12 protein-coding genes are annotated in these 13022 nt (G+C 29.6%); 4 read left to right on the plus strand and 8 right to left on the minus strand.

Annotated features, from left to right (window positions below; genetic code table 11):
• The 3 genes from BVC87_RS18885 to BVC87_RS18895 form a co-directional block, all read left to right on the plus strand.
• A partial coding sequence (locus BVC87_RS18885; protein ID WP_143569842.1) for a T9SS type B sorting domain-containing protein occupies positions 1–664 on the plus strand: 664 nt, incomplete at its 5' end.
• 13 nt (positions 665–677) lie between these two features.
• Positions 678–1616, plus strand: a complete 939-nt coding sequence (locus tag BVC87_RS18890) for a PorP/SprF family type IX secretion system membrane protein (protein WP_075343967.1) — start codon at positions 678–680, stop codon at positions 1614–1616.
• 10 nt (positions 1617–1626) lie between these two features.
• Positions 1627–3807: an OmpA family protein gene (locus BVC87_RS18895; protein WP_075343968.1), complete on the plus strand. Its 2181-nt coding sequence runs from the start codon at positions 1627–1629 to the stop codon at positions 3805–3807.
• Between the two features lie 72 nt (positions 3808–3879).
• On the opposite strand, the gene BVC87_RS18900 is transcribed toward BVC87_RS18895, so the two are convergent.
• The 4 genes from BVC87_RS18900 to hglS form a co-directional block, all read right to left on the minus strand.
• A complete protein-coding gene (locus tag BVC87_RS18900) occupies positions 3880–4257 on the minus strand; it encodes a hypothetical protein (RefSeq protein WP_083629625.1) in 378 nt (125 codons plus the stop codon).
• A 134-nt stretch (positions 4258–4391) separates the two neighbouring features.
• Positions 4392–7292 carry an FAD-binding and (Fe-S)-binding domain-containing protein gene (locus BVC87_RS18905; RefSeq protein WP_075343970.1) on the minus strand — a complete coding sequence of 967 codons (2901 nt, stop codon included), beginning with the start codon at positions 7290–7292 and terminating at the stop codon, positions 4392–4394.
• 173 nt (positions 7293–7465) lie between these two features.
• Positions 7466–7924, minus strand: a complete 459-nt coding sequence (locus BVC87_RS18910; RefSeq protein ID WP_075343971.1) for an Lrp/AsnC family transcriptional regulator — start codon at positions 7922–7924, stop codon at positions 7466–7468.
• Between the two features lie 51 nt (positions 7925–7975).
• Entirely contained in the window at positions 7976–9406 is a 1431-nt protein-coding gene (gene hglS, locus BVC87_RS18915) for a 2-oxoadipate dioxygenase/decarboxylase HglS (protein WP_075343972.1), read from the minus strand.
• Between the two features lie 328 nt (positions 9407–9734).
• On the opposite strand from hglS, the gene BVC87_RS18920 reads away from it, so the two are divergent.
• Positions 9735–9890 carry a YqaE/Pmp3 family membrane protein gene (locus tag BVC87_RS18920; protein ID WP_075343973.1) on the plus strand — a complete coding sequence of 52 codons (156 nt, stop codon included), beginning with the start codon at positions 9735–9737 and terminating at the stop codon, positions 9888–9890.
• Positions 9891–9892: 2 nt separating this feature from the next.
• On the opposite strand, the gene BVC87_RS18925 is transcribed toward BVC87_RS18920, so the two are convergent.
• The 4 genes from BVC87_RS18925 to BVC87_RS18940 all read right to left on the minus strand — a co-directional run bounded on the left by BVC87_RS18925 (position 9893) and on the right by BVC87_RS18940 (position 12790).
• On the minus strand, positions 9893–10228 hold the full coding sequence (locus tag BVC87_RS18925) for a tRNA-binding protein (RefSeq protein ID WP_075343974.1): 336 nt from the start codon (positions 10226–10228) through the stop codon (positions 9893–9895).
• Positions 10228–10692 (minus strand): Mpo1 family 2-hydroxy fatty acid dioxygenase, encoded by a 465-nt coding sequence (locus tag BVC87_RS18930; protein WP_075343975.1) that lies wholly within the window; start codon positions 10690–10692, stop codon positions 10228–10230. The genes BVC87_RS18925 and BVC87_RS18930 overlap by 1 nt, the downstream gene beginning before the upstream one ends.
• Before the next feature lie 97 nt (positions 10693–10789).
• Entirely contained in the window at positions 10790–11875 is a 1086-nt protein-coding gene (locus BVC87_RS18935; protein WP_075343976.1) for an energy transducer TonB, read from the minus strand.
• 237 nt (positions 11876–12112) lie between these two features.
• Complete coding sequence (locus tag BVC87_RS18940; RefSeq protein WP_075343977.1) at positions 12113–12790, minus strand: energy transducer TonB; 678 nt, start codon at positions 12788–12790, stop codon at positions 12113–12115.
• Positions 12791–13022 lie beyond the last annotated feature (232 nt).

Genomic DNA, 13022 nt, shown 5'->3' on the forward strand with positions numbered 1-13022 from the left:
TACAGTTCAGGATAATGATGGAAATACATCTAATGTTGCTACAATCTCAGTTACAGTAATTTCAGCTATACCAGATACTGAAGATGATGTAGTAACAATTGAAGAGGATGAAGAAGTTCAAGTAGATATATTTGATAATGATACATCAATACCTAATACAGGAACATTAACAGTAAGTGACCCTACAAATGGAACAATAACTGTAGATGATAACGGTACACCAGATGATCCTAGTGATGATGTTGTAACCTATACACCATTACCAGATTTTGTTGGAGAAGACAGCTTTACTTATACAGTGTGTAATAATGCTACTCCACCAGATTGTAGTACTTCTACAGTAACTATTACTGTTGAAGGTGAGGATATAACAATATTCAACGAGTTTAGTCCAAACGGAGATGGTAGAAATGATTTCTTATTTATTGATGATATAGAAAATTATCCAGGAAATACTGTAGAGATATTTAACAGATGGGGTAATACTGTCTACAAGATTCAAGGATATAATAATAGTGATGCTTCTAGAAGATTTGAAGGAATATCTAATGGAAGAGTTACGGTTCAAGTAGATGATCAATTACCTGTAGGAACTTATTTCTATGTAATTGATTTAGGTGATGGAAGTCCTGTGAAGCAAGGTTGGATTTATATCAATAGATAAGAAACAACAAAGGATGGTAACTAAATCATTTATATTTAAAAGAATAATCTTAGTATTAAGCATCTGTTTTATAACAGATGCTTTATGCCAACAAGATCCACATTATACACAGTATATGTTAAATACGATGTCTGTTAATCCGGCTTATGTAGGATCAAAAGGACATGCGGTAGTAACAGCGTTAGGAAGAACACAATGGGTTGGATTAGATGGAGCGCCAGATACACAAACATTAAGTTATGATTCTCCAATAGGATATAATGGATTAGGTTTTGGAATTAATTTGGTAAATGATAAAATAGGACCTTCTCATGAAATGTATTTGGATGGAAATTTATCATATACAATTTTGACTGGTGCAGAAGGAAATTTAGCTTTTGGATTAAAGTTAGGCGGAAGATTATTGAATGTTGATTGGACAATAGGAAGGTCTAGAGATAATGATCCGACTTTTGATCCAGCAAATAATATTGTAAATAAATTTTTACCCACAATTGGGGCGGGTATTTATTATCATGAATATAATTGGTACATAGGTTTATCTGTACCAAATTTTTTAAGACAAGAACACTATGATGCTGAAAATGTAATAGGTGAGACAGCTGTTGAAAGATTACATTATTTTTTAATAACTGGTTACGTTTTTGACATCAATGAGGATATAAAGTTCAAGCCTGCTGCACTTATGAAATTAGTTTTTGGTGCACCGCTTTCTATAGATGTATCTGCAAATTTTTTATTTAATGAAAAATTTAGATTAGGAGCAGCATGGCGATGGGATGATTCTGTAGCTGCATTAGCTGGATTTCAAGTCAGTGAATCTTTGCATATAGGTTATGCTTTTGATTTAACAACTTCTAATTACAGTGTTGTAAATACAGGCACCCATGAAGTACTTTTACGTTACGAAATATTTAATCAAGCTCGAATGAAATCCCCTAGATTTTTTTAAAGCTTAAAAAATGAAAACAAAACTTAAGTTAAAAAGTGTATTATTTTTAACAGTATTAACAACATTACCATTAGTCTCACAAAGTAGACGTCTAGCAGATAGATATTTTGAAGACTTTGCGTATACCAAAGCAGTTAAAATTTACGAAGCAATTTATAAAAAAGGAGATTCTTCAAAGATTATTGTAAAAAGAATAGGTGACTCTTATTATAATAATTCTAAAACAGAAGAAGCAGGGTTTTGGTATAAAAAATTAATAGAAGAGTATAAAGAATCAGATAAAAGTTATCTTTTTAAGTATGCTCAAGTACTCCAAAGTAACGGTTTAGAAAGAGAGTCAGATTCAATTTTTACTATTTTAGAAGTAGGCAATAATGATTATACTGGCGATAAGTATGTAGATGAATCAGATTATTTTCAAGATTTTTTGAATGGAGGTAATAAAAAAATAAATATTAGAAACTTAGCTATAAATACACCATTTTCTGATTTTGGAGGAGTTGTATATAATAACGAAATTTATTTTGCTTCGTCTTCACCGACTGGTTTTAAAGGAGAAAAATTATACAGATGGAATAACCAGCCTTTTTTAAATATATACAAATCCAAAAGTTATATTGATAAACTCGAAAATACTGAGCATGATACTATTTTTGAACTCGAAAATAAAAAAATACTTCCTGCTCCAATAAGTACAAAGTTTCATGAATCATCTGCTATTTTTACTAAGGATGGAAAGTATATGTACTTCTCTAGAGTAAATTATAATGGAAAAAGACTTAAAAAGAGTAAAAAGCAAACAGTAAATCTAAAGCTATACAGAGCAGAAAATGTTGATGGAAATTGGGCCAACATTGAAGAGTTGCCATTTAGTAGTAATGAATACTCTGTAGGACATCCAGCATTAAGTGCAGATGAAAAAATATTATATTTTGCTTCCGATATGCCAGGTTCTATAGGTAAAACAGATATATTTAAAGTGGAAATTAGAGCAAATGGCTTTGGAGAACCAGAAAATTTGGGTGAGCAGATAAATACTGCTGAAAGAGAAATGTTTCCTTTTATGTCTAAAAGTAATGTTCTCTATTTTTCTTCAAATGGACATAGGGGCTCAGGTTTACTAGATATTTTTCAAACAAAAGTTTACGAGAATGGAACATATAGTAAAATTGAAAACCTAGGTTATCCATTCAATAGTAAAAAAGATGATTTTTCATTTTATATAGACACTTCAGGTAAAAAAGGATTTTTTTCTTCTAATAGATCTAAAGGAAAAGGAGATGATGACATTTATAGTTTTTATATTTCTCAACTACCTACACCCAAACCAGAAAAATGCAATCAATCAGTACGAGGAGTAATAGTAAATAAAATTACGAATGAAAAAATTCCTAATGTAATTGTTAAACTCATAGATAAAGAAACACGAGCTGTTATTGGAAAGAAAGTAACTAATAATGAAGGATTTTATTCTTTCGATGAACTTGAATGTGGGGAAGATAAATTGACTATAACAGCGGAACATAAAGATTATAGAGGAATTGCTAAAAAAGAATTTTCATTATCTAATGAAAATGAGAAAAAATTTATCTTTGATTTACTATTAGATCCATTAATTATAGGAAACCAAATTGTAGTAAAACCGATTTATTTTGATTACAGTAAGGCAATAATTAGGGATGATGCAAAATATGAATTAGAAAACATCGTTACTGTAATGAATAATCATCCTAATATGGTGATTAAAATAGAATCTCATACAGATAGTAGAGGGGGGAGTAATTACAATAGAAGTTTATCAGATAAAAGAGCTAAAGCAACTAGAGATTATATTGTCTCAAAAGGAATTAGTTCAAATAGAATTAGAAGTGCAATAGGTTATGGTGAAGACCAACTATTGAATCACTGTGATGATAAAAATAAGAATAAGTGTTCAGAAGAAGAACACCAATTAAATAGAAGATCTTATTTCTATATTGTAAGTGGTAAAAATGATGTAACGGTTACTAAAGTTAAAAATGATAAACCAAAATCAATTGCCAAAAAAGAATTAAATAATAGTCAAAAAGAAATTTTAAAGAAACTAAGAAAAATGCGTAACCCTAAAAAGAAATCATTACGATTAAGACAAAGATTAGGTAAACGTCGTGACAATAAATGCTACAAAGGTGAAGAATGTAGCAGTTTTTAAAATAATCCCTAAATTATTTTAAGTGTGTAAGGCGAGAAAATTTATTTTCTCGCTTTTTTTACACATAAATTTTTAAGCGATAATTTCTGGAGCTTTATAATTTTTATAATACTGCATTAAAATGAATGAACACATTACAGAAGAAGCAGTACCTTCTATGGCCAAAGCAAAAACAACCATTCCTAAACTTAATTCTTTACCCCATAATGAAGAATTTTCTAAAATTGTAATGAAGCTAGGATCTATAAAACCTACATATACCATTAAACCAACAATGGTTAAAGCAATACCGACTATAGAAGAACCAAAACCAGCATAAAAATTGGTGAAATAAGAATCCTGATGATTATAATCTATATTTTGTTTTATAGCTCTATTAACGCCCCAAAAGACGAAAAGAAAGTTTAAAAAACGTAGTTCAGACACATTATCGAGTCCAAAGATTTTCATTATAAGGAAGAATGTTACAATGCAACTATAAATTAGAATGCCATTTTTAAGTATTATATTATTTAAACTCATCTCTAAGAATTTAAGATTAGACTTTCTTAAAGATACAAAATAATCGTATGATTTTCAATAATTTATAGTATTGCTTCCCTTAAAATAGTAATAGGGTGTTTTGCCTGTTTATTTGTGCCGTCATAAATTTGATGTCTACAACTCGTTCCAGATGCAGCTATTTCCGTCGTTTTAGAAGCTTTTCTTACTTTATTGAATAAAGTATCTTCACCAACCTGCATACTGGTCTTATAATGCTCTTTTTCGTACCCAAAAGACCCAGCCATACCGCAACAGCCAGTATTCATAATTTTTACATCATAATTTTTAGGAACATTCAACATTGTAAAAATAGTTTGTGTGGTAGAGAGTGATTTCTGATGACAATGTCCGTGAATCTTTATTTCTTTTTTGTTAGAAGTAAATTGTTCAGCATTAATATTCCCTTTTTCTATTTCTCTAGATAAAAATTCCTCAATAGTAAATGTATGTTTGGCTATTTGTTCTGCAGTAGTTTTATCATCTGCTAAACGTAAGTATTCGTCTCTAAAAGTTAAAATAGCAGAAGGCTCAATTCCCACTAAAGGTTTGACTTCTGACAATTTATTTTTAAAAATAGCTACATTTTTATTTGCTATAACCTTAGCTTCTTTTAGGAAACCTTTTGAAATATAACTTCGGCCACTTTCTTCATGATCTAAAATATCTACTTTATAACCTAGTTTTTCTAAAACAAAAACAGTGTCTTTACCAATTTCTGTATCGTAAAAGTTAGTAAACTCATCATTAAATAGAAAAACACTTTTGTTATGATTACTATTCTTTTGATTTTTCTTTAACCAAGAGGAAAGTGTTTGTTTTGATAATTTTGGAACTGATCTTTCAGAAGCAACTCCCATTATATTTTTTACAAGTGAAGTATTCGTAATAAAATTAGTTAGCGTAGGAAATTTACTTCCTAATTTGTTGTATTTAGCATTGTTTGCAAAAAGTTTACTTCTAAAAGAATATCCATTGGTTTCTTGATATTGATATAAAAATTCGGCTTTTAATGAAGCAACATCTACATTACTCGGACATTCACTAGCACAAGCTTTACAACTTAAACAAAGATCAAATACTTCTTTTAATTCTTTATGATTGAATTTATTCTTTTGGTCAGAGTTTGTTAAAAATTCACGTAATGCATTTGCTCTCGAGCGAGTAGTATCCTTTTCATTTTTGGTAGCTCTATAACTAGGGCATAAGGTTCCGCCTGCTTCAGGAGATTTTCTGCAATCCCCAGATCCATTACATTTTTCAGCAAGTCTTAAAATACCTTCACTATCAGAAAAATCAAGAATAGTATCTACTAAAGGTTCATTTCTTTCAACTTCATATCGTAGACTCTCATCCATTTTAAAAGCATCAGTAATTTTCCCTTTATTAAATACATTATTTGGATCAAAAGCTTTTTTAATTCGCCTTAAAAGTTGATAATTTCTATCGCCAATCATTAATGGAATGAATTCGGCTCTGACTATTCCATCTCCATGCTCTCCACTAAATGATCCATTGTATTTTTTTACTAACTCAGCAGTTTCAGTCGTTATTTTTCTGAATAAATCAACATCTTCACCTTTTTTTAGGTTTAAGATAGGGCGTAGGTGTAATTCACCAGCACCAGCATGGGCGTAGTATACTGCTTGTTGCTGGTATTTATCCATAATAGCGGAAAACTCAGTAATATATTCTGGTAAGTCATTTAAATCAACTGCAGTATCTTCAATACAAGCTACTGCTTTTTTATCACCAATCATATTTCCCAATAATCCAAGTCCCGCCTTTCTTAAGTCAAGTACTTTTTTAATATCTGTACCGTATACTTTTGGATGATGATACCCAAAATTATGTTGTTTAAGGTCTGAAATTAAGGCTTCTGCTAGTTGTTCAGCCTCTTCAATACTATGGGCTTTAACTTCTAACATTAGAACCGCTTCAGGATCGCCTTGTAAGAAAAACCTATTTTTAGCTTGCTCTCTATTATTTTTAGTACAATCTAATACTACTTTATCCATGAGTTCACAAGTAAATAAATTGTGTTTCATGGCTATTACAGTAGCTCGTAAACTTTCATCTACACTAGTAAAATGGGGAGTCACCATAATAGAATGTGTAGGAGGGAGGTCATCCAATTGAATGGTAATGGCCGTAGAAAAAGCTAAGGTACCTTCACTACCAGACAGAAATTTAGCTACATTAATTGTTGAATTTTTACCACCAAATAAATCAGAATCTAAAAATTCATCAATAGCATATCCTGTATTTCTTCTATGGATTGTAGATTTAGGGAATTCTTTTTTTATCTCTTCTTGAGTTTCTTTAGAACTTAATTCAAAGAAAATAGACTTATAAATTTTTCCTTCTAAATCGTCTTGAGTAGTTTTTTTACGAAATTCTTGAGAAGAAATTTCAGAAAAAGTTGCTTCAGAACCATCGGATAAGAGTGCTTCTATACATACAACTTTATCTCTAGTTACTCCATATTGAATGGAAGTACTACCAGACGAATTATTACCAACCATACCACCAATCATACAGCGATTAGAAGTAGATGTATTTGGTCCAAAAAATAATCCGTAAGGCTCTAAAAAACGATTTAAATCATCTCTAATAATTCCAGGCTCAACTGTAATCGTTTTATTTTCTTCATCAAAGGCTAGTATAGAGGTAAAGTATTTAGATACATCTACAATGATTCCATCACTAACACATTGACCTGCCAAAGATGTACCTGCTGTTCTTGGAACTAGTGTGATATTATTTTGATTAGAAAAATCAATAAGAATTTTAATATCATCAATAGTTTTTGGGAAAGCTACTGCAGTAGGAGTTTTTCTATATACAGAAGCATCTGTAGCATAAATACTCTTATGTAAGTCATCGAATAACAATTCACCAGATAGTTTTCCGGAAACAATTTGTAGTTGTTTGTCTAGCATCATGATAAATAAAGTGTATAACCCTTAATTATTTAGTTGAGTTTTTAATTGTAAACTAAAAAAAATCTAATTTACTACAATCTAATGATTCAAATCACCAATTTTTATTGAAATCATAATTTACTATGAATACGTTAAAAAAATGGAGTTATTTCACTAATTAAAAAAAAAACAGCTTAAGGAATTATGGAATTTCTTTTAAAACACGTATCAAAACAAATGAAAGTATCTGTACCTGCAACACCATTAATTAAATGAACTTTATCATATAAAATCTTTTGTAAATGTTCATTATCTCTAGCAAAAATTAAAATGAAAATAGCATAATTACCAGAAACAAAATTGCATTCAACAATTTCATCTATTTTTTCGAGCTCTTTCATTACTTCTTTAGCGAATCTGGCCTCTCGTAATCGTATTCCAGTATATGATTTCGTATTATATCCTAATTTTTTTTCATCTAAAACGAATTCAGCATTTTTGATAACACCTTCAGCAATAAGTTTTTTGATACGTTGATGAATTAAAGAATTAGAAACATTCAGTTCATCTGCGATCTGAGAAAAGGCTTTTCTAGCATCTTCTCTTAGTTTAGACAGAATTTGTTGATCGATATAGTCAAATTGATTTTTCAAAAGAATAATTTAGTTAAAAATGAACCTTATAGGTAGAAAATATAAAGTTAACTAAGCATTTATTTCTGTTAAACACTTTTGTATGGTTTCATTTTGCATATCTTCATACCACTTTATCAATTCATAAACAGGTTCTCCTAAGTCTTTTTCAAATAAAATTTGATTTGAAGTTCCCTCATATTCACGTTTTGCATCGTCTGTTCCTAAATTTGAAGCAAAAATTCCTGCAGCACTTACTGGTAAAAAATCTTCATAAACCATGGGCTCTATAGTTACATAACCGTCTTTTAATAATTGATTTAGATCTGCTTTGGTATACACTTTTTCTTTAGATATATTTTTTGTTTTGTTGGTAGTAAAGTAATGGAAATAAGCTAATTCCTCTGTTTGTAATGCTTCGTAATTATCAGGAAAAACTTTAAAATTTTCTTGTAATAGTTTGTTGTATTCTGAAGCATTTTCAGCTGTGGGTGATCCTCCGGTTGCTTTTCGTGTTTTACCTAATAATTCATTATAGAAGTCTAACCCTTTTTGAGTTAATGCTACACCACGTTGCTCTATTTCTCCAAAACGAGCTTTGTGTTCTCCCATTTTTCCATTACCATTATTGTTTTTAAAAGTAACCTTTTCTGTTAATGCTTTAAAACTTGTTTGACGTAATAAAATTGGACATTTTCTCGTAGGTGGACCTTCAATATTATCTTTTGGAGGTATATTACGAGCTTCCATACTTGCTTGTACCTTATCAATATCTAAAGTTCTAGGAGTTAGGTGATTGATATGCGGACCTTTAAAAGCAACAACATCTGCAATTAATCTGTGTTGGCCTAGCAGTGTTTCGTACATTTGGTAATCTACCGTGGCAGTATCATGCCATCTAAAAGTTTCTAATGCTTCCTGAACAAAAGTTTCAGCATCTTCTTTGTATAAACCTCCTTCTTTTTCGGATTTATCAATTAGCTCTAAAGCTTTTTCTGTAAAAATCTGACGATCTTCTAAAATAGTCTCAACACGTTCACGAAGTTTATCATCATCAATCAAATCTAAACGTAATAAAGAGGTGAAAACTCTAAAAGGTGCTTGATTAAGCGCCGTATTTTCTATAGCTCTAAAGGCTGTAGAATGAACAGGAACACCAGCTGTTGCCAAGTCATAATATCCAACAGGAAACATACCCATAACTTTAAATAGGCGTCTCATGGTAAATAGTTCATAAGGCTTCCCTAAACGAATTGCTCCATGACGTTCCATATTTAAGCGAGTGATTTCTCCTGTGTTTTCTAGTTGCTCTTTAATTTCTGTAGATTCTTTGAGAATAGTATCGTTAATATCATGAACTAAATTAAGTAGTTCACCGTAAAGAGGTACTTCATGTTTGTACATATCAGACATAATTGAAGCAAAGCGATTACGAATATATTCAGGTGATACAAATTTATTTGTAGTATCATTAGAATTTTCTACTAGATTTTTTGATGACATAACTTTATAAATTTTATTACAAAATAAATAAATTTAATTCCTTTTTCTGTTTTTAAAAGTAAAATTTACTTTTAAATAAGTAATTTTGCGTTATTTTAACTTTAATAAAGCTTAGTTAAAAACATAAAAAACAATTTTAGTCAAAAAAACGAGGTTAAAAAATCAATTTGACTTTCTTCTCATAGAAAATTGATTTTTTGATTGTGAAAAATTCTGATAGAAAGTACAGATTTACAGGAAATAAGTATGAAATTAAAGAATCAGTATTTCTATCTGCTGTAACATTATAAAGAAAAAATCGTCTTTTAAATAAAAAGGCGATTTTTACATGAATATTTTTAGAGTTTTATTAGCTATAATCTTTCCTCCTTTATCTATTATTGATAAAGGATGTGGTTCTTTTATTATTATTTTTTTATTAACTCTTTGTGGTTGGATTCCTGGAGTATTAGGAGCACTAGTTATATTAAATAATACAAAGTAAAACTAATTTACAGTTTCACCAGACTTTATAAGTTTACTAGGTTGTAGTAAAACAACATTCTGATTTTCATCATAAACTCCTAGTACTAAACATTCGCTTTTAAAGTTTGCGATTTGTTTCGTTTTAAAGTTTATAACACAATTTACTTGTTTACCTATTAATTCTTCTTTGGTATATAAGTTTGTTATTTGTGCACTTGACTTTTTAATACCTAAAGTTCCAAAATCAATTTCTAATTGATAAGCAGGCTTTTTAGCTTTTGGAAAATCATTTGCAGCTATTATTGTGCCTATTCTGATGTCTACTTTTAAAAAGTCTTCAAAACTGATTTCTTCCATTATTTTTTGCTTAGTTTTTCAATAACCCATAATGGTCCTACAAGTAAAAATTGTAAATCTTTAATAAAAGAAGGTTTTTTACCTTCAACCTTATGTCCGTAGAACTGACCGATCCATGCTATAACAAAAATGGTTATAGATACAAAAAGTAGGTTTGTACTATTATTAATCCAATTATTACCTGCAATAGATAGTAATATTAGTACTAACATTTTTACAAAGTACCAAAAACCTAATCTTAAATAGAAAAATAAAGAAACTATAACACCAAAAAAGAAAGCCCAATTTTCGATCAGAGGGTTATATAATTTTAAGGTATTTTTTATTGGAGTAGGAGGTATGCTCATTAACAAACCTATTACACTAAAAAAAATAGCCGGTACACATATATAATGTATGAGTTGATTTGTTTCATTTTGATGGCTTACAGCATATTCTTCAAACCATTGTTTTGCAGTCTTCATTTACGTTTAAATTAGTTTGTTTAGAGCAAAGTAATAAAAAAAGAGGTTAGAATTTAAATTCTAACCTCTTTTTTGTAAATATCTTAATCTAGTATAATTATTGTAATCTAAAGTTAATAGGGAAAGCATATTTAACATTAACTGCTTTACCATCTTTATTAGCAGGCTTTAAGTGAGGTAATTTTTCGATTAACTTCTTAGTTGCCTCTTCTAATATTTGAGCTCCTTTAGGACCTCTAGTTCTAATATTTGCAATATCTCCATTTTCATCTATTACAAAATATGCTGTAACTTTTCCTTGGATGTTATTTCTAACAGCATCTTCTGGATAAGCGAAATACTTTTGAACGTGCTTAGATAATTCTCTGTTGAAACAATCTAAAGAATTGCTTCCTCCACATTTCTTGAATTCAGGAATAGCAGAAACTTGAGTAAAATTGTATACTGTTTTTGCATTCTCATCAAACTTCTTGATCTTTTTAACATTAGAAGGAGCTTTACCTGGAATTTTAAAAGAAATTGGAATACCGTACTTTACTTTTACAGCTTTACCATTGTGCATACCTGGCTTGAATTTAGGTAATTTCTTTACAATTCTCCTAGCTTCTTCCTCTAATAATTGACCTTTATAAGGTCCTCTAAGATTTAAATCTGTTACTTCTCCAGTCTTATCAATTACAAACTGTACTAAAACTCTACCTTGTACACTAGATTCATAAGCTTCTTGTGGATACCTAAAGTTTTTACGGATGTGGTTACTGATTTCTTCTTTGAAACACTTTTCTTGTTTATAGATAGCTACTTTTTCACATGCTTCAAATAATGGAATTTCCTCAACTAGTGAAAAAGGTACTTTTTCAACAACTTCTTCACTACTTAAATCAAGATTACCAACTAATGAAGCTTTCTTCTTTAATGCAGCTAATTTGTTAGATGTAGAACTTGAAGAATTAACACCTGTAACGGCGTCTCTTTTTCTAACTACTCTTCTTCTAGATGTTACTTCAACAGTAATTTTCTTTTCTTTAGAATCTTTACTGTCTACTGAACATTTGGTGATACTATTAAGGTCTAATGCTGGGTCACCAGCTGGCGTATCACATGTTTCGTCTGCTTTTGCTTGGGAAAATGCCTGTTGACTTAGTAATAAAACAACGGCAAATTTGAAAACTTTATTAACCATGCTTTTAGGGATTAAGAGATTTTAGATTGCTAATGTAGTCATTATTCATTATTAAAAAAAACTTTATGTAATTTTTCTCAATAATTGAAAAACATTAACATTTTAAAACAATAATCCCAAAAACTATGCCTAAAATTTTAAAGAATTATAAAGTTACAAGGTGTTTAGTTGTTATTTGATATTTAATATTTTGTAAATCAGCATTGTAATATTAGTGATTTACTCAATAAAACGTTATTAGTCACTAAAATTAATAGGTAAACTGTACTTAACATTAACAGGTAATCCATTATGTCTACCAGGAGAAAAGTGTGGTAATTTCTCAATTACTCTTTTAATTTCGCCTTCTAATTGTTTGTTTTTATTTCTAGACTTAATTAAAAGGTTATTGACGTTGCCTTTAACACCAATAGTAAATTGTACAAACACTCTACCACTTACTCCTTCTTCAGAAGCTCGTTCTGGATCAAAGTTTTTAGCAAAATGGTTAGAGAATTCTTTATTAAAACAAGTAGCAGAATTACTATTTGTGCTTTCACATTCAGGAAATAAAGGTACTTGATCAACTACTGAGAATAATATTTCCTCAGAAACTACGTTTTTAGTTACTATAGTATTTGTGATCTCAATTTTTTCTGAACTAGAGATATCCTTTTGTAGATTATCTGTACTTGCTATAGAATTTGCCGTTTCACGTTTACGGACAACCCTTTTTCTAACGTTTTTTGAAGCTACATTTAAGACAACTTTTCTTTCATTTCCATCTTCTTTTTGGATAGAACATTTAGAAATACTATTTAAATCTAGTGCGTTAGTTACATCTGGTTTGTCACAGTGTTTTTTAGCTTGAGAAATGATTGTGTTTGTTGATAGCAGAATTGCTACTACAAAAATTGAGCGGAAAGAATGTATCATTTTAAGGGGGATTTATAAATTAATTATTTATTTCATCGTTTACAAATTTCGTTTAATATTGACTTCACCAAGTTAAGGGTTTTTTAATTAAAAGTTAAATGCGAAATATTTCAAATCGAAAATTAAATATTTAAATAATGTTTATTTTACAATTTTTTAACATTTGGGTTTTTGTTAAGATATTCCTAAAATAATAAACCACTTTATTAAAAAGTATTAATAAAGTGGTTAA

The sequence above is a fragment of the Tenacibaculum agarivorans genome (assembly GCF_001936575.1).
In the GTDB taxonomy this organism is placed as follows: Bacteria; Bacteroidota; Bacteroidia; order Flavobacteriales; family Flavobacteriaceae; genus Polaribacter; species Polaribacter agarivorans.

Coding starts and splice junctions, on each gene's coding strand:
- BVC87_RS18890 (WP_075343967.1), top strand. CDS start 678: ATGGTAACTAAATCATTTATATTTAAAAGAATAATCTTAGTATTAAGC.
- BVC87_RS18895 (WP_075343968.1), top strand. CDS start 1,627: ATGAAAACAAAACTTAAGTTAAAAAGTGTATTATTTTTAACAGTATTA.
- BVC87_RS18900 (WP_083629625.1), bottom strand. CDS start 4,257: ATGAAAATCTTTGGACTCGATAATGTGTCTGAACTACGTTTTTTAAAC.
- BVC87_RS18905 (WP_075343970.1), bottom strand. CDS start 7,292: ATGATGCTAGACAAACAACTACAAATTGTTTCCGGAAAACTATCTGGT.
- hglS (WP_075343972.1), bottom strand. CDS start 9,406: ATGTCATCAAAAAATCTAGTAGAAAATTCTAATGATACTACAAATAAA.
- BVC87_RS18920 (WP_075343973.1), top strand. CDS start 9,735: ATGAATATTTTTAGAGTTTTATTAGCTATAATCTTTCCTCCTTTATCT.
- BVC87_RS18925 (WP_075343974.1), bottom strand. CDS start 10,228: ATGGAAGAAATCAGTTTTGAAGACTTTTTAAAAGTAGACATCAGAATA.
- BVC87_RS18930 (WP_075343975.1), bottom strand. CDS start 10,692: ATGAAGACTGCAAAACAATGGTTTGAAGAATATGCTGTAAGCCATCAA.
- BVC87_RS18935 (WP_075343976.1), bottom strand. CDS start 11,875: ATGGTTAATAAAGTTTTCAAATTTGCCGTTGTTTTATTACTAAGTCAA.
- BVC87_RS18940 (WP_075343977.1), bottom strand. CDS start 12,790: ATGATACATTCTTTCCGCTCAATTTTTGTAGTAGCAATTCTGCTATCA.